Origin of the sequence: Ornithobacterium rhinotracheale DSM 15997, from assembly GCF_000265465.1 — a bacterium.
GTDB lineage: Bacteria > Bacteroidota > Bacteroidia > Flavobacteriales > Weeksellaceae > Ornithobacterium > Ornithobacterium rhinotracheale.
This window is the reverse complement of sequence record NC_018016.1, coordinates 857,641-877,763: the sequence shown is the minus strand read 5'-3', so window position 1 is coordinate 877,763 and position 20,123 is coordinate 857,641. Positions and strand designations below refer to the sequence as shown.

The 20,123-nt window shown below is 39.8% G+C and carries 18 protein-coding genes; 7 read left to right on the top strand and 11 right to left on the bottom strand.

Going from position 1 to position 20,123, the window contains the following annotated elements; all coding sequences use genetic code 11:
• Window positions 1–86: 86 nt before the first annotated feature.
• Genes ORNRH_RS04090 through ORNRH_RS04075 form a run of 4 tightly spaced genes read right to left on the bottom strand, consistent with a single transcriptional unit; the run spans window position 87 to window position 4,270 of the window.
• On the bottom strand, window positions 87–1,445 hold the full coding sequence (locus ORNRH_RS04090) for a TolC family protein (protein WP_014790644.1): 1,359 nt from the start codon (window positions 1,443–1,445) through the stop codon (window positions 87–89).
• Between the two features lie 18 nt (window positions 1,446–1,463).
• A complete protein-coding gene (locus ORNRH_RS04085; protein WP_014790643.1) occupies window positions 1,464–2,600 on the bottom strand; it encodes an ABC transporter permease in 1,137 nt (378 codons plus the stop codon).
• On the bottom strand, window positions 2,600–3,556 hold the full coding sequence (locus ORNRH_RS04080; protein WP_014790642.1) for an HlyD family secretion protein: 957 nt from the start codon (window positions 3,554–3,556) through the stop codon (window positions 2,600–2,602). Before ORNRH_RS04080 ends, ORNRH_RS04085 begins: the two co-directional genes overlap by 1 nt.
• A 21-nt stretch (window positions 3,557–3,577) precedes the next feature.
• Window positions 3,578–4,270, bottom strand: coding sequence for an ABC transporter ATP-binding protein (locus ORNRH_RS04075; RefSeq protein ID WP_014790641.1), 693 nt, complete (start codon window positions 4,268–4,270; stop codon window positions 3,578–3,580).
• 251 nt (window positions 4,271–4,521) lie between these two features.
• On the opposite strand from ORNRH_RS04075, the gene ORNRH_RS04070 reads away from it, so the two are divergent.
• The gene (locus ORNRH_RS04070; RefSeq protein WP_014790640.1) at window positions 4,522–7,563 is read left to right on the top strand and encodes a SusC/RagA family TonB-linked outer membrane protein; all 3,042 of its coding nucleotides are present in this window, start codon (window positions 4,522–4,524) and stop codon (window positions 7,561–7,563) included.
• Window positions 7,564–7,583: 20 nt separating this feature from the next.
• Window positions 7,584–9,230 carry a RagB/SusD family nutrient uptake outer membrane protein gene (locus ORNRH_RS04065; protein WP_014790639.1) on the top strand — a complete coding sequence of 549 codons (1,647 nt, stop codon included), beginning with the start codon at window positions 7,584–7,586 and terminating at the stop codon, window positions 9,228–9,230.
• A 501-nt stretch (window positions 9,231–9,731) separates the two neighbouring features.
• Here ORNRH_RS04065 and typA read toward each other — a convergent pair.
• Entirely contained in the window at window positions 9,732–11,552 is a 1,821-nt protein-coding gene (gene typA, locus ORNRH_RS04060; protein ID WP_014790638.1) for a translational GTPase TypA, read from the bottom strand.
• Window positions 11,553–11,715: 163 nt separating this feature from the next.
• Between typA and ORNRH_RS04055 the strand changes: the two genes are divergently transcribed.
• Window positions 11,716–13,545 (top strand): M1 family metallopeptidase, encoded by a 1,830-nt coding sequence (locus tag ORNRH_RS04055; protein ID WP_014790637.1) that lies wholly within the window; start codon window positions 11,716–11,718, stop codon window positions 13,543–13,545.
• Between the two features lie 10 nt (window positions 13,546–13,555).
• Window positions 13,556–14,314, top strand: coding sequence for a type III pantothenate kinase (locus ORNRH_RS04050; RefSeq protein ID WP_014790636.1), 759 nt, complete (start codon window positions 13,556–13,558; stop codon window positions 14,312–14,314).
• Window positions 14,315–14,368: 54 nt separating this feature from the next.
• Here ORNRH_RS04050 and ORNRH_RS04045 read toward each other — a convergent pair whose 3' ends face one another.
• From ORNRH_RS04045 to tsaE, 5 genes are read right to left on the bottom strand one after another with little or no spacing between them, the layout of a single operon-like run.
• Window positions 14,369–15,685, bottom strand: a complete 1,317-nt coding sequence (locus tag ORNRH_RS04045; RefSeq protein WP_014790635.1) for a hydroxymethylglutaryl-CoA reductase, degradative — start codon at window positions 15,683–15,685, stop codon at window positions 14,369–14,371.
• A complete protein-coding gene (locus ORNRH_RS04040; RefSeq protein WP_014790634.1) occupies window positions 15,682–15,870 on the bottom strand; it encodes a hypothetical protein in 189 nt (62 codons plus the stop codon). Before ORNRH_RS04040 ends, ORNRH_RS04045 begins: the two co-directional genes overlap by 4 nt.
• Window positions 15,860–16,252 (bottom strand): DUF4258 domain-containing protein, encoded by a 393-nt coding sequence (locus ORNRH_RS04035; RefSeq protein ID WP_014790633.1) that lies wholly within the window; start codon window positions 16,250–16,252, stop codon window positions 15,860–15,862. Before ORNRH_RS04035 ends, ORNRH_RS04040 begins: the two co-directional genes overlap by 11 nt.
• 12 nt (window positions 16,253–16,264) lie before the next feature.
• Window positions 16,265–17,464 carry an alanine dehydrogenase gene (locus ORNRH_RS04030; protein ID WP_014790632.1) on the bottom strand — a complete coding sequence of 400 codons (1,200 nt, stop codon included), beginning with the start codon at window positions 17,462–17,464 and terminating at the stop codon, window positions 16,265–16,267.
• On the bottom strand, window positions 17,464–17,871 hold the full coding sequence (gene tsaE, locus ORNRH_RS04025; RefSeq protein ID WP_014790631.1) for a tRNA (adenosine(37)-N6)-threonylcarbamoyltransferase complex ATPase subunit type 1 TsaE: 408 nt from the start codon (window positions 17,869–17,871) through the stop codon (window positions 17,464–17,466). Before tsaE ends, ORNRH_RS04030 begins: the two co-directional genes overlap by 1 nt.
• Before the next feature lie 81 nt (window positions 17,872–17,952).
• On the opposite strand from tsaE, the gene ORNRH_RS04020 reads away from it, so the two are divergent.
• Window positions 17,953–18,348 carry a hypothetical protein gene (locus tag ORNRH_RS04020; RefSeq protein ID WP_014790630.1) on the top strand — a complete coding sequence of 132 codons (396 nt, stop codon included), beginning with the start codon at window positions 17,953–17,955 and terminating at the stop codon, window positions 18,346–18,348.
• A 12-nt stretch (window positions 18,349–18,360) separates the two neighbouring features.
• Here ORNRH_RS04020 and rimK read toward each other — a convergent pair whose 3' ends face one another.
• On the bottom strand, window positions 18,361–19,275 hold the full coding sequence (rimK, locus tag ORNRH_RS04015) for a 30S ribosomal protein S6--L-glutamate ligase (protein ID WP_014790629.1): 915 nt from the start codon (window positions 19,273–19,275) through the stop codon (window positions 18,361–18,363).
• A 148-nt stretch (window positions 19,276–19,423) separates the two neighbouring features.
• Between rimK and ORNRH_RS04010 the strand changes: the two genes are divergently transcribed.
• Both ORNRH_RS04010 and ORNRH_RS04005 read left to right on the top strand, forming a co-directional pair.
• A complete protein-coding gene (locus tag ORNRH_RS04010) occupies window positions 19,424–19,633 on the top strand; it encodes a hypothetical protein (RefSeq protein WP_014790628.1) in 210 nt (69 codons plus the stop codon).
• 61 nt (window positions 19,634–19,694) lie between these two features.
• Window positions 19,695–20,099, top strand: a complete 405-nt coding sequence (locus ORNRH_RS04005; RefSeq protein WP_036601276.1) for a DUF6146 family protein — start codon at window positions 19,695–19,697, stop codon at window positions 20,097–20,099.
• Window positions 20,100–20,123 lie beyond the last annotated feature (24 nt).

Genomic DNA, 20,123 nt, shown 5'->3' with positions numbered 1-20,123 from the left:
CAATTCAGAACAAATTTATGATAATTAAAATTAATTACAATTAATAAATTTAAATTTGTACAAACTTGTACAATGTTTGTGCTACTCTACAACACCTCCCAATCTGTGTTAAATTGATTCACGGCAGATAAGTAGTCGTACACGCTTTGCAAGTACTCGGTTTGTGCCTGCTGGTACAGATATTTGGTCTGTGTCAAATCATTTGAAAGCAAACGCCCTGCATTGTAAAGTTTGAGTTTGTTTTCGTAGAGTGCTTTGGCTAAATTTATATTTTCACGCTTTTTCTCAAGAATGGTCTTTTTAGCATTCATTTCTTGCTGAGCGGTAGCCAAATTTTCAATACGATTTTGTGAGTCAAGTAGCAATTGTTTTTCCAATTGTTGAGCTTGCCAATTCAGTTCTTCTAGTTTTTTGCTTGTAGCATAAGCCTCAGAGATAGGTACATTTAGCCCGAGAGCTATATGGCTATTGCCACGCCAATGTTTGTTTTCAAAAATGTTTAAATTTTCGCTGTAATGATTGGTGCCAAGAAAAGCATTGAGCGACAAACGAGGCAAATAATCGGATTTGGTTTTCTTTACATCAGATTGTACAATTTCTTGATTTAATTGATTTTTCTGAATACTTAAACGAGAAGTTTCCTCCTTTTGCGCAATAAGTCCATTGTTTTGAATGATAGCATTTTGCATTAAATCTTCCAAAGAATCGGTTAAATTCAGATTTTCTACACCACTATTTTCCGCCAAAACGCCCATGCTTGCCAGTAGTTTTAATTTAGCTTTATTTAAAATATTTTGCGCCTGCATGGCTTGTGCCTCGGCATTGTTCACTTGCATTTTAGCCGAATTTTTATCGTAATCGGTTGCGCGCCCCGCTTCAAATCGGGCTAAGGTAATTCGCAAATTTTCGTTTTCTTGTGCTATGTTTTCTTGAGCGAGTTCCCATTGTTTTTGTGCAATGGCTGTTTCAATATAGTTTTGTGCGATATCTCCCTTTAGCTTTATGCTTTCAATCTCATTGTCGATTTCGGATAATTTTTCCTTTTTCTCTGCTTTGTAAATCAAGTTTTTGGTCGTAGGGTCAAACAGTGGATATTCCATTTTTACGCCCGCCGTAAGTGCCCAAGGTGTAGCAAATTTCATATAATCGATTTCGCCTTCTTTGGCTTGCGGGTTAAAGGCTTTGGCTGGCACAGGCGTAGCTGGTATAATTAGATTACGCTGAAAGTTGGCACTTCCCGAAACGCTAGGAATGCGCCCAGTGCGTGCACTTGCTGTTTGGGCTCTGGCAATTTCAAGATTTACTTTGTTTAAATGTTGTTGTGCATTATTTTCGAGCCCGATGGTTTGTGCCTCGGTTAAACTTAAATTTTGAGGGATTTTTTGTCCAAAAGCGGTGAAACTTAGTCCAATAATCCAGAGAAATATAGAGCGAAATGTATTCATTTTTTTAGGGTTTTAAATTTATCTGAAAACCGAAGCGGGTTCTAATTTTTTGATTTTTTGTAGCGCAAAGAGCGATCCACCGATGCAGATAAAAAGCGTCATTGCTAGCAATTCTAAGAGCATGAGTGGCGTAATCACGAGAATGAGTCCAGATGATGCCATGCCCCATTTCATCAAATACAAAAGAATCACGGCTATGGAAAATCCGATGAAGGCATAAATAATGGCTTGGCAGATGATTAATTTGCTCACATATCGGTTATTGGCTCCAATGGCTTTAAGTGTTCCGTAATCTTTAATCCTGTCAAAAGCAGAGGAGTAGAGCAATAGCCCAATGATGAAAAATCCACTGATAACGGCAAAACCAATTAAAGATCCAAAGCTGATTCCCATGCTAGATTCTTTTAAAATTACGCTTACAGATGATTCTTGCAAATCGGTAGCTTTCCATGCCTTCACGCTAGAGAAGTGGCTGTTGATGGCTTTTACAAGACTATCGGTTACGGTGCCAGCCTTGGGCTGCACGAGCACTGCACTTATGTTTTGCGACGGAGAGTCAGAGAAATAGCGAGCATTTTCTAAACTGGTAAACATAAACGAGGCACCAAAGCCTTGTGCACTTTTGGTTTCTAGATTAATGATGGCTTGCTTGCCGTTGATTTCGAGCATTTCGCCCAATTCCACGGGTTGTTTATAATTTTTTTTATCAAAATAATCTGCCGAAACGTTCCCGCTCTGCATTAAATCTTGTAAATTTCCTTTTAAGATTAAATGTTGAGGAGGGCCGAGAATAAAGGCGGGCGCAGAACTGCCTAGCAAAGTTACGGGCGCCACATTGCCTGCTGCAAATTTAGCCTCGGCATTGGCGACCAAAATCGGATAAGTTTCCTGCACACCAGGAATACTTTTTAGCTCATTGACTAGCGAGTAATTGATGGTGTTGAGTGCATTGGCATTGTTCACACGGCGATCCACCACCCAGATTTTGGCAATTTGTGTATTTGAGTTGCGCACAATTCCGCTCATGAGCCCACTCAGATAGCCCAGCGTGCCTAATTGCTGACCAATCAAAAATATCGAAATCACAATTCCCGTGATGATGCCGATGCTTTTGGCTCGGTCAAACCGAATGAATTTGTAGGCTGTCTTAAACATTAATTTTTAATTTTAATCAAACAATTTACCTTTGAGCCAATCAAAACACCTTTGGCGTTGTTTTCGATTAAGATTTTTACTTTTCTCACGCGCGTATCGGTGCGGTCGTTTTGTTGATTGGTAAATAAGGTTTTTTCGCCTAAAAAATTATCTGCTTGAATCACTTTTCCAGTGGCTAAAACCTCAGGGTAGCCAATGCGTTCAATGCTCACGGGTTGTCCTATTTTTACACGATTGGCAAATAGTTCGTCTACTTCTGCCTGAGCGATTAAATCCCCATTAGGGATAAGCTCTGCATATTGCCCATTGGGCGTCACGGCGTCTCCTACTTGAATGTTGAGCGACTTTAAAGTGCCACTTTCTGGAGCCTTTAAATAAAGGGTGTTTATCGAATTTTGACTTTGCTGTAATTGAACTTTTAGCTCGGCTAATTGTTTCTGGCTCACCGCAATATTCTTTTTGTTTTGAGCTAAAGCTGCCTTTTGCAACGCCAATTGATTGGCTTGATTGGTTACATTTTGTTGCGTTTCGGCACCTTCTGCCAGCAGTTTTTGGCTTGTGGCTAAATTTTGCTCTTGGTCTTTAATATTAATTAAATATTGCTGATTGTTATTGATATTGGCTTGAATTTGCGCTTCTTGTGTAGCGATTTTGGTTTTAATCTCTTGTTCGTTCAATTGTGCGTTTTGTGTAGAAAGCACTGCGATGATTTGTCCCTTTTCCACTTGGTCTCCTTCTGCCACGCGAAGCTCTTGGACTATGCCTCCAACTTCGGACGCGATATTGGAAATTCCATCTTTGGGCAGGATTTCGCCCGTTGCCTGCACTTGAGAAATATCTGTAGGCACCGTAGGCGGTGGAGGTGGCGTATTGTCTTCTTTCTTTTGGCAAGCGGTGAAAATCATTAAACTCGAAAAGAGAGTAAGAAAAAATCGATTTTTGGTATTTTTTTTCATTGTTGAGGAATTTTTTTAGGGTTAAAAATCTTCGGCTTCGGGATCGTAATCATAGGCACGCCCATCAGACACAAAAATGGTGCGATCGGCAAATTTCTTGAGTCGGTGATCGTGTGTTACGATAATCACCGCTTTGCCTTCTTTGGATAATTCTTTAAGCTCTTCCATCACCACGCCTATACTTTTGGCATCGAGCGAGGCGGTGGGTTCATCACACAATATAATAGAAGGATTGGTTACCAATGCACGCGCAATGGCAACACGCTGCTGTTGCCCACCGCTTAAATTCTTAGGGAGCGAGTACATTCTTTCGGCTATACCTAGTTTGGTGAGTGCTTCGGTAGCTTTTTCGCGAGCCGTTTTTTTATCCAATTTCATCAAAAGCAGTGGTTGCATCACATTTTCCAAAGCATTTAATGGCTGAATAAGGTTGAAACTTTGAAACACAAAGCCGATTTTGTGCAATCGAATTTCGGAGAGCTTGTCTTCTTTTAAATTATTGACTTGCTGCCCCTCCAGATAAATGTTGCCATAGCTGGGATAAATCACACAGCCAATCATAGAGAGCAAGGTAGTTTTTCCAGAGCCCGAGGGTCCAAGAATAAGTGTGAGCTCGCCTTTGTTGATTTCTAAATCCGTAGGCTGCAAAGCAACGATTGTGGTATCGCCACTTTTGTATTCTTTGCCCGCTTTTTCTAATTTGGCTACAATCATGTGAGGTAGAGTATGTTACAAAGATAGCGTATATTTCTCGAAATAGGGCTTAGGAAAGTAGAAATTAACAAAAAATATTCTTATTGTTTTTATGAAATTTTTAAAAGCTTACTAATGTAGTTATAATTTTTGAAACGAGCAATATGATAAAAGTTTTTGTGTAAAATGTACATATTGAGGGGTTAAAAATTTTTTGGATTGAATTTTAATTTCTATCTTTAAACAATAATTAACATAATAAATTTTTACACATGAGGAGAAAAATGATATGGAGTAGCTTCATGCTATTCTTTTTTACCAGTGTTATTTTTGCGCAAGTGATAACCGGTAAAGTGGAAGATGATTTCGGTCCTGTGGATCGAGCCATAATCGGATTGCAAGGCAATAAAAAACTAAAAGTGGAATCCGATCATGAGGGGAATTTCCAAATAGATGGAAAGATAGGAGATGTTTTGATTGTAATAGATCCTGTTACTTTGAATGAGAAAAGATTTCCCGTAGACAAGTTAAACATGGGTATTTTGAAACTACTAGAGAAGGAAATTGCGCTCGATGTCGTGGTAGGATACGGTACTCAGAAAAAGGTAAACATGACAGGAACTGTAAACACAGTTTCGGCAGACGACATTAGGGGGAAAGCCACCTCTTCTTTGACTAATGCGCTGCAAGGAGTAACGCCAGGTGTTACTGTAATTTCAAGACCAGGGAATGTAGGTAGCGACATGGGAAGCATTAATGTGAGAGGACGAGGAAACTTAGGAACTTCTTCTCCGCTTTACATTGTGGACGGAATCCCTGTAAGTGCGGGAGATTTCCAAAGAATCCCATCTAACGATGTAGAAAGTATCTCTATCTTAAAAGATGCTGCGGCTACATCAATTTATGGAGCGCGTGCAGCATATGGCGTGTTCTTGGTTACGACCAAAAAAGGGAAAGAAGGAAAAGCAAGCATTTCGTATAACGGCTATTATGGATTGCAAACAGCCATCAACCTACCTCAGAAGTTGAATGCGCTAGAGTTTGCTTTATTGTCTAATGAGGCAAATATTAATGCCGGAAAGAAACCTATTTTTACCGATGCGCAAATTCAGAAAATCAAGGAAGGAAATAGCCCAGATTTGTATCCTGATAATGATTGGTATAAATTATTTTACAAAGGAACCGCTCCTATTCAAGAGCACAACATCAGCCTTTCTGGTGGCGGAAAAACTAGATATTATGTGAGTGGAACTTTCTTTGACCAAGAGTCTTTGGTTCCTGGAACAGATTTAAAAAGATATAGCTTTAGAACAAATACAGAAAGACAATTTTCAGATAAATTTAAATTAGGAACAAATGTTTCTTATACCCTAGAGAAATTTAAAAGAAAAGGCGACTGGAATACTCAAAACTTAGACAGAATGTCTCCACTCTCTGTTTTAAGACACAGCGATGGATCTTGGGGAACCGTGACTGCGGGGGCAGAAAACACTGTAAACGCATCGAACAATCCTGTCCGCAGAGTAGAAGAAGGTGGCTGGGGAGGCTACGAAACCAATCGTTTTATTGCTAGCTTAAATGCAGAATATAAGCCTTTCAAAGATTTAAGCATTACAGGGGTAATGTCTTATAAAACTTATGATGAAAGAAACTCTTCTTTCACCAATAGAACAGAGCGACTAATCGGGCATATTTCTAAACAGCCCATGGCAGGAACCGATACCAGAATCAATAGCTTGAAAAAGACTTGGAAGCATGATTACAACTTAATGAGCCAAATGTATGCAACTTATACCAAAACAATCAGCAAGCACGATATGTCGTTGATGGCGGGTGTGCAATACGAAGACTATTATTACGAAGAGTTGATGGCTCGTAGAGATGACTATCCGTCCAATGCATTGACTACCATAAATGCAGGTTCTGGAAAAGCTGAAAACTTAGGAAATGGTGGAGACCATTCAGCTAGAAAATTCTTCTCACAATTTGGTAGATTAACTTATGCTTTCGATTCCCGATACTTATTCGAAGCCAATGTTCGTATCGATCAATCCTCACAATTTCATAAAGACCAAAGAGTAGGAGTATTCCCTTCATTCTCTGCTGGGTGGAGAGTTTCTCAAGAAGATTTTATGAGAAACCTTCGTTGGCTAAACAACTTAAAACTTAGAGCCTCTTGGGGTAAAGCAGGTTATGTAAACAATGTAGGTTATTATGATTACTTTGATGTACTAGGCTTAGGTCCAGCATATGTTACAGGCGGAGTTTTGGCAGACGGCGTGTGGCCTTCTCTTCAAGTAAATAAAAACTTTACTTGGGAAACAGTAACTACCACCAACTTTGGTTTTGATTTAGCCGTGCTTAAAAACAGCTTAGAATTGCAAGCAGATGTATTTAAAAAAGAAGCATCAGATATTTTGTTGAAAACACCACAGCCTTATGAATTAGGATTAAGAGATAGCGAAAGAGCTGCTGTGAATGGAGGGGTAGTAAACAACAAAGGTGTTGAATTGTCTTTAAAATACAATGGCGGAATCAGAGATTTTAAATACAGTATTTCTGGAAACTTCTCTAAAATCTGGAACGAAATCAAAGATTTAAGAGGGCAAGATAAGCAAATCGAAGGCTACTGGATTAAACAAGAAGGCGGTTCTATAGGAGATTTTTATGGATACATAGCAGATGGATTATTTACTAGCAAAGACGAGATTGAAAAACATGCCAATCAACAAAGTAAAAACACCTCTCCAGGAGACATCATTTATAGAGATTTAAACGGAGACGGAAAAATCACTGCAGACGATAGAACGGTGCTTGGAAACGATGTTCCGTATTTAACTTATGGTTTGAACATCAACATGAGTTATAAAAACTTCGATTTAAGCATTCAAGGACAAGGGGTAGATGGCGTAAGCGTTTACTTGTTTGAAGAAGCTACACAAGCATTCTTTAATGGGGCTGGAGCTAAAAAATATCACTTAGGAAGATGGACTAAAGATAACCCAAACCCTAAAGCTAATTACCCTAGATTATTGCCTACCGCAGACAATAACCACAACGGAAGAAAATCATCTTTCTGGTTGTATGATGCAGATTATTTCCGAATCAAAAACATCTCACTAGGCTACACTTTACCACAAAAAGCCATGGGAAAAATCGGATTTCAAAACTTGAGATTATACATCTCTGGAACCAATATGTTTACCATTAGAGCAGATAAGAGGTTGAAAGATTTCGACCCAGAGTCTCCTTCTGTAAGAGGTACTTACCCAACAATCAAAACTGTTTCATTTGGAATAAATGCCTCATTCTAAAATTAAAAAATATAGAAAAAATGAAAATAAAAAGAATAATTATAGGACTAGCCGCAGCAATGTTATTTACTGCGTGTAATACAGATATAGAGCAAGACCGTCAAATGTCGAGCGAGATTTTCTGGAACAGCTCAGACGATGTAGCCAGAGCACTCATGGGGTGCTACGGGAGGCTACCTCAAGATGTATATGGAGCCTATAAAGATGGCTATGCAGACATCGTATATTGCCAGTACCCGTGGGAGAGCAACGCTACAAATATAGCCTCAGGAAACTTCAACGATGGAATGAACGATGGCTACAACTTCCAAGGGCTACGAAGATTTAACTATTTCTTGGATAATGTAGACAAGGCAAGTATGGATGCACAAACTAAAAAGGCAAATATCGCAGAGGTGCGTGTCTTAAGAGCTTGGTGGTATTATGAAATGATCAAAAAATTTGGACCAATGCCTTTGTTTAAGCATTATATTACTAAGGCAGAAGAGGCTAAAGTAGCACCAACCTCCGAAGAAGATTTAAAGAAATTCATCGTTTCAGAAATTGAGGAAAGTTTGGCAGACCTGCCAGAGTACCCAATCGTGAAAAGCCGTATAGGAAAAGCCGCAGCCCTTGCCGTCAAAGCCAGAATTCATTTGTTTTATAAAGAATACCCTCAAGCTGCCGAGGCGTCTAAGAAGATTATGAACATGGGAGCTTATAATTTATTCAAAGTAAATAACCTAACAGCAGATGATAAAAAAGATGATTATTCTAAATTGATGACCTTTAGCAATGAGGAAGAAAAAGAAAAATTCTTAAAAGGACTTAGAAGCTACGAGAAACTATTTTGGGAGCAGAATAAAGAAAACTCCGAAGTAATCTTCAATATAGAATACATCAAAGATCAATGGAATTTTATAGGAAGATACTTTTTACCTACCAATGTTTATGGCGGTTGGGCATCAATCACCCCAACCAATAATTTAATCGTTCAATATTGGGATAAAAATGGAAATGAATTTACTTCTCCTACTATAGAAGAAAGAGCCACAAGATTTAAAAAAGGCGTAGAGCAAGGCAATTGGGATGAGTATTTAAAGGAATTCAAAGACCGCGATACTCGTTTATACGCCTCTATCTTGTTCCCACAAGCGCCATGGTATGCCGCTATGCAAGACAGTAAGTTTGAATGGAAAGCCCAAGGCTCTGCAAGTAACACTTCAAAAACAGGATATAATTTCAGAAAAATGGTAGACCCTACCGACCCTACTTATGTTAAGGCAGGAATTCAAGACTTTCCAGAAATTCGTTTAGCTGAGGTCTTAATCACTTTTGCAGAGGCTCAGAACGAAGTGGGAGGACCATCTGATGAGGTGTATGCTGCAATTAATAAATTAAGAGATAGGGTAGGAATGCCAGAAGTGGCTAAAGGCAAAAATCAGGATGAACTTCGCGAAATCATTCGTAGAGAAAGATGTATAGAATTGGCAGGAGAGGGATTCCGATGGGATGATATCCGCCGCTGGGAAATTTCGTCTAAAGTGATGAAGAACCTTTTCTCTATCAACGGAGGCTCTGTACAGAAAAGACACTGGGAGCCTAAATTCGTGCGCTTGCCTTATCCACGCACAGCTATTGATAGAAATCCTAATCTAGAAGCCGCTCAAAAAGCCAAAGGATATTAAGTCTCATATTATTTATTTAGTTTGATAAGATGCCCCGATGGATTTCATCGGGGTATCTTTTTTTGTTTAATCTAATAGCATTTTTTTGGGGCATTTATGTTGTAAAGCACTCAAACATATGTGAATATTCTACTTGTCTTTTGCATTTTTCTTCCGCAGATTTTGCATAACTCCTGCTTGAGTTTTAGCATTTTTCTAAGTAATTTTTATAGTTAATCCTTACGGGTTAAGAGGCTAACCCTTGAGGATTATTGTAATAACCAATAAGGGTTAATATAAAAACCCTTAAGGGTTTTGTTGAAAATCAATAAGGGTTATTTGTAAAATAAGCTGTTCTTTTTTCTGAAACCTGCGGTAGTTTTGCTCAAAACTTGCCTAGGTTTTGTGCAAAATATAAGCAGGTTTTGGCTAAAACCTGCCTTTGTTTTTTATGGAGGTAGAAATTAAAAAAGCTGCCTCATTTTGAGGCAGCCTTCTGTAAAATTAAACTTTAAATCGAAATTATTTTCCAGTATTAAAAGCAGGATTTGCTGCTCTTTTTCTGTCGCTTTCGGTAAGGAGTATTTTTCTAATTCTCAATGAATTTGGCGTTACTTCCACATATTCATCTTTTTGGATATATTCCAAAGCTTCTTCGAGCGAGAATTTTTTAGCTGGAGCGATTTTCGCTTTATCATCAGCCCCTGCCGAACGAATGTTGGTCAATTTTTTAGTTTTAGTAATGTTTACCACCATATCATCGGCACGCGTATTTTCTCCGATTACTTGTCCCTCATAGATTTTCTCTCCGGGATCTACAAAGAATGTCCCCCTGTCTTGTAATTTATCTAAAGAATAAGGGATTGCCTCGCCTGTTTCCATAGAAATCAATGAGCCATTTTGGCGTTCTGGAATATCGCCTTTCATAGGCTGATATTCTTTAAAGCGGTGAGCCATAATAGCCTCTCCAGCAGTAGCTGTTAATAATTGGTTTCTAAGTCCGATGATGCCACGAGACGGAATCAAAAACTCACAAATCATTCTTTCTCCTTTGCTTTCCATTGAAAGGAGCTCGCCTTTTCTTAAGGTTACAAATTCTACGGCTTTCCCCGAAACTTCTTCTGGCAAGTCGATAGTGAGCTCTTCCACAGGCTCGCATTTCACACCATCGATTTCTCTGATGATTACTTGTGGTTGCCCGATTTGTAATTCGTAGCCCTCTCTTCTCATGGTTTCAATTAAAACAGAAAGGTGCATAACACCACGACCATACACGATGAATTTATCGGCAGAATCGGTTTGTTCCACACGCATTGCTAAGTTTTTCTCTAGCTCTCTTTCTAGCCTTTCTTTGATATGGCGAGAGGTAACATATTTTCCTTCTTTCCCGAAGAATGGTGAATCGTTGATAGTGAAAAGCATGCTCATTGTAGGCTCATCGATAGCGATGGTTTCAAGTTCTTCAGGATTTTCAAAATCAGCGATAGTGTCTCCGATTTCAAACCCATCAAGCCCTACCACGGCACAGATATCCCCCGCTTGCACTTCTTCTACTTTTGCACGACCAAGCCCTGTGAAAGTATGTAGTTCTTTAATTTTGGTTTTAACCAAGCGGCCATCTCTCTTTACAAGCGTAACATTCATGCCTTCTTTTAAGACACCTCGAGATAAACGCCCGATGGCGATACGCCCAGTGAAAGTTGAGAAATCTAGCGAAGTAATCAACATTTGTGGAGTGCCCACCAAGTCCACTTTTGGGGCAGGAATGTGCTCTACTACTGCATCAAGAAGTGGCGCGATATTATTGGTTTGTTTTTTATAATCCTCGCTCATCCAGTTTTGTTTTGCCGAACCATACACGGTAGGGAAATCAAGTTGCCATTCTTCGGCACCGAGCTCAAACATTAAGTCAAACACCTTTTCGTGGACTTCCTCTGGGGTGCAGTTTTCCTTATCTACTTTGTTTACCACCACGATGGGTTTGAGCTTCATATCAATGGCTTTTTGCAACACAAAGCGAGTCTGTGGCATAGGTCCTTCAAAGGCGTCTACTAGAAGCAAAACGCCGTCTGCCATGTTGAGCACGCGTTCCACTTCTCCACCAAAATCGGCGTGGCCAGGAGTGTCTATAATGTTGATTTTAGTCCCTTTATAGTTTACAGAAACATTCTTAGAAACGATGGTAATCCCTCTTTCTCGTTCCAAGTCGTTGTTGTCTAAAATCAGTTCGCCTGTTTCTTGATTGTCTCTAAAAATGGCGCAGTGGTGCATTATTTTGTCTACCAGCGTAGTTTTTCCGTGGTCTACGTGTGCAATAATTGCGATATTTCGTATATTTTGCATAATTAAATTTTGACGGGGCAAAAGTAATCTTTTTATACAAGATTGCTGTATAATTATAAATTAAATTTAGGCTAAGATGCTATTTTAAAGCCAAAACTAAAGATAAACGACGGCAACTATTGATAAATTCTTTTACCTTTGCACCTAATTTAGTAAGAAATATATGAAGAAGATTTATGCAACTTTATGCGTTTTATTGAGCTTTTCGTTGTGGGCGCAATCGCCGTGGCAGCAAAAAGCGGATTACAAGATGGACATTAAGCTAAATACAGAAAAACACCAATACGATGGCAAAATGGAGGTGAAGTACATCAACAATTCACCCGATACGCTGCGAGCTGTGTATTTTCATTTGTATTATAATGCGTTTCAGCCAGGGAGCTTAATGGCAGATCGTTTGGAAAATATTGCCGATCCAGATAGGAGAATGCTCACCAATATAGGGACTAAAGATAGCCCTAAAATGGTAAGCGGAATTTTTCAATTAAAGGAAAATGAAATCGGCTTTCAGAATATAAAAAGCGTACAGCAAAATGGCAAAAAATTAGATTTTAAAGTGTACGGAACCATTTTAAAGGTAAATTTAAAAAATCCGATTTTGCCTAAATCTACGCAGACTTTTAATCTAGAATGGACAGCCCAAGTGCCAAAAATCATTCGTAGAAGTGGGCGTGATACCAAAGAGGGCATTGATTATACCATGACGCAGTGGTATCCAAAATTAGCCATGTACGACCAAAATGGCTGGAACTTGCAAGAATACATCGGGCGAGAGTTTTATGCTCCTTTTGCCAATTTTGATGTGAAGATTACTTTGCCTGCCCAGTACATTGTGGGAGCTTCGGGAACTTTGTTAAACGAGAAACAAGTTTTAAAATCTACGACTAAGAAAAACAAAACTTGGCATTATGCTATCAAAGGCATTCACGATTTTATGTGGGCAGCAGATCCTTCGTATCAAATCGTAAAACAAGAATTAAAAGACGGGCCTACGCTTTACTATTTTTATAGCAAAGATTTAGAACCAAAATATTTAGAAAACTGGAAAAAAGCCAGAGAATACATGCCTGGTTATTTCTCTTTTATGAACGAAAGATTTGGAAAATATCCGTGGAATAGCTACACAATCATTCAAGGAGGCGATGGCGGAATGGAGTATGGCGCGGCGACAGCCATCACGGGGCAGCGTTCGCTGGAAAGTTTAGTGGGCGTAATTTTCCACGAGGGAGCACACTCTTGGTTTCAGCACTTATTTGGAATTAATGAGACAGAGCAAGAGTGGTTCGACGAAGGATTTACTAGCTATGCCGAAACTTTAGCTTTCAAAAAAGTATTTGATAAAGGAAACCCAGACGGAGTAGGAGTAACGCAAGATGCCTATGCGGGCTATTACAATTTGGTGCGATCTGGCATGCAAGAGCCGCTTAGCACTTTGGCAGATTACTACGATACCAATTATGCTTACGGAATTTCGGCTTATTACAAAGGACAAGTGTTTGTAGCGCAATTGGGCTATGTCATCGGGGAAGAAAACCTTAGAAAAACATTCAAAGAATTTTATCGCCGTTGGAACTTGGATCACCCATCGTACAAAGATTTTGTAAAAACAGCCGAAGACATTTCGGGCATCAATCTTAAATGGTATGACAATATGATGGTGAACACCATTCGCGTGATAGATTACGCCGTGGCAGCCGAGGGCAAAGAGGTGAAATTAGTCAATAAATCAAATTTTGCCATGCCGCTAGATGTTTTAGTTACTTATACAGATGGTTCGCAAGAATTATTTTATATTCCGATTAATGCTATGCGTGGAGCCAAGCCATTTGAAAAGGAATATTATCCCAATGCAAGCTTCACGCAGTTAAAAGATTGGGGCTGGACTAAACCTACTTACAATTTCTCTACCGAAAAAGAAATCCAAAAAGTAGAAATCGACCCTACGCACCGTTTGGCAGATGTAGATTTGTCAAATAATACATGGACAAAATAATTGAAATAAAATGCTTTTAGCTGTAAATATCGGAAATTCCAACATTCGTTTTGGAATTGCAAATGGGCACGAAATTCATACCTCGTGGACGATTAATACCAAGCCCTATAAAACCACCGATGAGATATTTTTGCTCATCAAAAGTTCCTATAAAATGTATGGGATCAAGGCTAAAAATATTTCTGGAATTGTAATCGGATCGGTTGTGCCACATCAGACTCGTTTGGTCGCCAAGGCACTTGAGCGTATTCATAATATTACGCCCACCATTGTAGATAGGAATACGCCCTCTCGTGTGGTGCACCATTCCAATCAAATGGGAACAGATTTGTATGCCAACGCTGTGGCTGCACACGAATTGTATCAAGGTAAGAAAATCGTGGTAGATTTCGGGACGGCACTCACGCTCACGGGAATTGATGAGAAGGGCGAGTTGCTGGGCGTAATCATTGCCCCAGGCGTTATTACATCGCTTAAAGCCCTAGTCGGGAACACCGCACAGCTACCAGATATTGAGCTTACCGAGCCCAAATCAGTTTTGGGGAGAGATACCGAAACCTGCATGCAGAGCGGAATGGTGTATGGCTATGTCGCCATGGTCGAAGGCTTAATCAATAGAATCAATGCCAGTATCGGCGATGATACAACTGTGATTTCCACAGGTGGTTTAGGACATATTTATCAGCCCTTAACCCAAAAAATAAACATAGACGATAAATTGCATACGCTAAAAGGTTTGTGCATTTTGTATGAATTCAATCAAAAATAGAATTTTTTATAATTTTAAAAGGGCACCGAATTTTGGTGCCCTTTTTTCAATCTATTATTTTTCAGTTCTAATCTTATTAAATAAATCAACCACCGCACTGTGCGAAAGCGTTTGGTCTTTAAAGTGCTCGGTAATGGCGGCGCGTTCCTCTGGCGTTGCGTCTAATTGGTTTAAAATGTTTTGCAAATGCATTTTCATATGCCCTTTTTGGATTCCCGTCGTTACTAGCGAGCGCAAGGCAGCAAAATTCTGAGCCAATCCCGCGCAGGCTACAATGCGCATTAATTGCTCGGCGGTAGGCTTTTTAAGCAATTCCAACGCCCATTTTACCAAAGGGTGAAGCGAAGTGAGCCCTCCCACGGTGCCCAAGGCAATGGGCAAATCTATCCAAAAACGGAATTTTCCGTCCTTTACTTCGCAATGGCTTAGGCTGCTGTATTTTCCGTTGTGCGAGGCGTAGGCATGTGCACAAGCTTCTACGGCTCTAAAGTCGTTTCCCGTTGCGATTACAACGGCGTCTACACCATTCATTATGCCCTTGTTATGCGTGGTGGCACGATAAGGCTCAATCTCGGCAATGCGTACCGCACGACTGAATTTTTCTACAAATTCGGTAGCATTAATGTCTTTTTCGCCTATTTGCTCCACGGGGCATTCCACTTCGGCACGCACCATGCATTCAGGCGTATAGTTGGACAAAATCGACATTACGATTTGCAAAGAATCCTTTTCTTGATCAGAAAATTTATCGCTGTTTTGCACCGATTGTTCCAGCGTTTGTGCAAACTGTTCCAAACACGAATTGATGAAATTGGCACCCATAGAATCTTTGGTGTTAAAACTTGCCTTTAATTGATAATAATGAGGCAAATCAGCCGTTTTATCAATCAATTCGAGCGAAAGGATTCCGCCACCGCGTTTTTCCATGTTTTTGGTAATGCTGGCGGTATCTTCTCGGAGTTGTTTTTCCAAACTTTCATTAAATAAAGCTTGCAATTGCGCAAAGTTTCCTTCAAACATAAAATGGACATGTCCCAATTTTTTTACGCCCAAAATCTGAGTTTTAAAGCCCCCTCGCTCGCCCCAGAATTTAGCCGCCTTAGACGCTGCCGCCACTACCGAACTTTCCTCCACAGCCATCGGGATAGTGTATTCCTCGCCATCGATGATGAAGTTGGGAGCCACGCCAAATGGTAAATAATAATTGGTGAGCGTGTTTTCCGAAAACTCATCGTGCAGTTTTTGCAAAGAGGCATCATCGTTTTGGTACTGGGCTAAAACTTTTTGCGCTTCGCTTGGATTAGTAAAATAAGTTTCGGTAAGCCATTTAATTTTTTCGTCTTTATTTAGTTTAGAAAAACCTTTGATCATTTTGTTTTGTTTTTATACAAGATTATTAAATCTGCGCTGATGGCAATGAGAATTAACGCCAATGAAAAATAAAAATCATAAGCAAAAACCGATGATTTCACCATTAAATATTTAATGAAAAGATACGCCCCCACGATAGAAATGCTCCATTCGGTAAAGTGGCGAGATTTTCGGTTATTTTTCATTTTTAAAACTTTCGATCAGCACTTTGTCTTTACATTTTTTAAATATGATTTCTACGCTTTTTTCTTTGTCTTGATAATTCATAATGTATGCACCACAAGGCTCTTGGCGTGGAGCACTTCTGTCGAAATCAATGATTCCCTTTTTTAATATTTTTTGATTAAAGAAAGCAGTATCTATCCCGAGTGCTTGCATTTGCTCTTGTGCTTGTGGGCTGTATTCTTTAGGCAAAAAAGAAACTTCGCTCAACACGCGCCCGTTGGGTAAATAATCAGAAAGATAATTTCGGCACGAATTTCTTTTCCCAAACATTAAAATGACAACAAAAATGCCCAATAAAATTCCAATTCCAAAAAATTTAAATCTTCGCTGAAAATCGCTCATAAATGCTTTTTTTTAAATAATGAATAAACTTAAATTGGTGTAAGGGAAATTAAATCTTTCGGCAATTTCTGGATGTGTGTGTCGCCCTTTGAATAAGTAAATGGCACTTTGCAACCCGCGTTGTTGCGAAATCAATTTTTCAAAACCGCCGTCTTTGGCAATTTTAATTAAATATTCAATAAAGAAATTACTCAGAGCCTTGCTCGTGGTGCGTGCGTAGCGAGAGGCGATGTTTGCCACGCCGTAGTGCACGACATCGTATTTGGTGAAAGTAGGCGACTCGTGCGTGGTGAGTTCCATGGAGTCAAAACAGCTGCCATTGCCCATGTTGGATTCGATGATGACGGCACCCGCTTTCATTTGGCTTACTAATTCTTCTGGGACGATGCTCGGCGTTCTTTTGTCGCATTCTATCGCACCGATGGCGACATCGCAACGCATCAGCGCTTTACGGATTTCTTTCGGGTCGAGCGTGCTGGTGGGAATGCGCTGATTTAAATCAATTTGCAATTGTCTTAAATTGGTAATTGCAGAATCAAAAATGCGCACACTGGCACCCAATCCCGTAGCGGCACGAGCGGCATATTCCGCAATGGAGCCCGAACCGAAAATCACGATTTCGGTAGGTCTCACGCCTGCAATTCCACCAAGCATAGTGCCGTTGCCGTTGTTCGGTGTGGCGAGCAATTCGCCCGCAAGCAAAACAGCGGTGGTGCCTGTGATTTCAGAAAGTAGTCGTTTTACAGGGAAAGTGCCGTGCTCGTCTTGCAAAAATTCAGCACCGATGGCTGTGATTTTTTTAGCAGCGAGTTTTTCAAAATATCTTTTTTGGAGCGTATTGGGCATTACGCTAGAAATCAAAATGCTTTGAGCTTGCATAAACCCGATTTCCCTTTCGGTAGGTGGAATAATTTTAATCACCACGGGCTGTGCAAAAACTTTCTTGCTCTCATAAGCAATTTCTGCACCCGCCTCAGAATATTGATTGTCGGTGAAATTAGCACCTTCGCCTGCACCTGTTTCCACCAAAATGTGATGCCCGTTTTTGACTAAAACTTCCACGGCATCTGGCGTGAGTGCTACGCAGCGTTCTTGGAAATGGGATTCTTTAGGAATCCCGATTTGCAATTTGCCCTTTTGAGTAGAAACGGCAAGCATTTCCTCTTTTGGCATTAAATCTTCTTTAGAAAAAGGTGTGAATATTTTTCCCATTATGTAAAGCTTATGTGGCGTTCGCCGTCGTGGTTTTCAATATTGATGGTATGGTGGTTTTCGGGCAAAAGGTTTTCGATTTTTTCTGGCCATTCCACAAAACAAAAATCACCCGAATAAGCGTATTCCTCCCAGCCCATATCGTAGGCTTCTTCCTCGGAATTGATGCGATAGAAATCAAAGTGATACACGGCTCCTCTGGAGGTTTGGTATTCGTGCACCAGTGCATAAGTAGGGCTGCTCGCCTCATCTTGGGAGTGCATAGCGCGCAACATTGCGGTGATGAGCGTTGTTTTCCCTACGCCCATTTCGCCACGAAACAAAACCACAGGTTTGTTTAGCTCAGCCACGATTGCCTGCGCAATTTGTGGTAAATCATTTTCTGTTTTGGCAATGAAAGTTTGCATATTCTAATTTCTAATCCAACAAAAATAAGGATTGTAATTTATAAGTTTGTATTTTTACCTAAAATTTAATACTAAAAACTTATGGCTTTCAAAGATTTTTTTGAATATGAGATAAAAAAACTCATCGATTTGCTACAAATGTTGCTCACGCACGACAATTTGGAATTAAAAGATTTGCTCGGTACTGAAGATTTGCAGGAAAGATTGCAGCATTTTCAAACAGCTTTTGCTGAAAATCACGAAATGCAAGAACGCTTTTTGTCCTCTCGCGAAGTGGAACAAAATCATCTAGAATTTGCCAAAGAATGCTTTAGATTAGCCATTTTGCTTAAAGAAAAAAATCCGAATTTGGCACATTTTTACGCCACACTCGGGCAAAAGATTGAAAATATCGGATTAACTATTTTTAGTTTCACGACTGATTTTAGCCTTCAAAATGAAATCCGTGAACTAAAAAAACAATGGAAAAATAGCTAAAAAACGAATTTTTTAGCCATTATTTCTATCAATTTTCAGCGATTTTCGGCTGGCGCCCCATTCGGTGTATTTAATCATTTCTTGTGCAATGTTGATGTCCGTTGCCCCCTCAATACCCTCCAAGCCTGGGGAGGAGTTCACCTCCAATACGAGAGGGCCTCGGCGCGAGCGGATTAAATCCACACCTGCCACTTGTAGCCCCATAGTTTTGCAGGCTTTCAGTGCAATTTTTTCTTCTTGAGGGCTTAAATGGGCAGGAGTCCCCATGCCGCCACGATGAATGTTTGAACGGAAATCGCCAGATTTTCCCTCGCGTCGCATACACGCCACTACTCGGTCGTTGATGACTAAAACGCGAAGATCCACGCCTTTTGCCTCCTCAATAAATTCTTGCACCACAAATTTAGCCCCCAAACTTTGCAAAGCCTCTATGGTGCTCACGGCAGACATTTTAGAGTCCAAAAGCATTACGCCCAAACCCTGTGTGCCTTCAAGCACTTTTACCACAACAGGCGCGCCGCCCATGTAGTCTACGATTTGCTCGACATTCCACTGGTTTTCTGGGGAGAAATGTAGCGTTTTGGGAAAATCAATCCCTTCGCGAGAAAGAAGTTGCATACTGCGGAGTTTATCTCGCGAGCGGAGTAGAGCATTGCTGTGCAAGGTGGTGAAAATGTTCATCATTTCGTATTGGCGAATCACCGCCGCACCATATTGTGTAAAGGTTGTCCCAATTCTGGGGATAATGGCATCTACTTGCCCAATGTCATCGCCCTCGACCAAAATCTGTGGCGAATTTTTTTGCATTAAAAGTTTGCAATTCAGCGGGTCGATGATTTCGACTTCGTGTCCTCTTTCCTCGGCTTCTTCATAAAGTCTTGCCGTAGAGTAAATGTACTCGCTACGCGATAAAATAACTAGCTTCATTCGGATTGCAAAGTAAGGGAATTTTTATGCATTTGGGCAAAAAAACTTAAACTTCTAAGCTAAAATGTTTTTACTAAATAAAAAAATCTAAAATTTTGTTGATAAACTGAATTTTAATCTTTATTTTTACCGCCTAAATCATAATATTATGGGACAGTTCTTAGGATTTTTATTCTTTATCACCATGGCAATGTGTGGTTTTTGGTGTTTAACATTTTTAGTAGGCATCGTGCCATATTGGTTAACCTTTGGTGTCGCTGAGCGATTTGGGAAAATTAATAAAAATAGCGACCCAGATGAGGTGCGTAGAAAATTGCTCACAGAACAGCCTGGTGTAGAAGTTTTATATAAAAAATAAGACCAATCGTTTTATACATTTAAAAAAATCTCATACATTGCATACTTATAAAATGCAGTGTATGAGATTTTTTGTATCCTTATTATTTAGTTTTTGCCTTTTGAGTTGTGCAACAAAACCCGCAGCAAATCATAAAGAGCTTAAGATAGAACCCAACGATGAGGGGGAGTATGACATCGAGGTGCTAGACCCTGGTTATGATACTTTTTTAGCCACCAAGGCTTTTCCCGAGAATTACTTTACCGAATCGTATTTAAAACAGCGAAATTTAGTTTTAGTCAATAATTGGAATGCACGCCATAGCCAGCCACGCGTGTACAATCCTAATATTTACGAAGTGTATATTGACTATAATCCACAGATTAATTATGGGCTAAATTTCGAATGGAAGTTGTTTAATTTCTTCATGTTTGTAGAGTGGCAAACGGGGGAGCGTATCGATGGTATGCCACCAAGAATTAGATGAAAAACTTTTCAATTAAAAATCGTT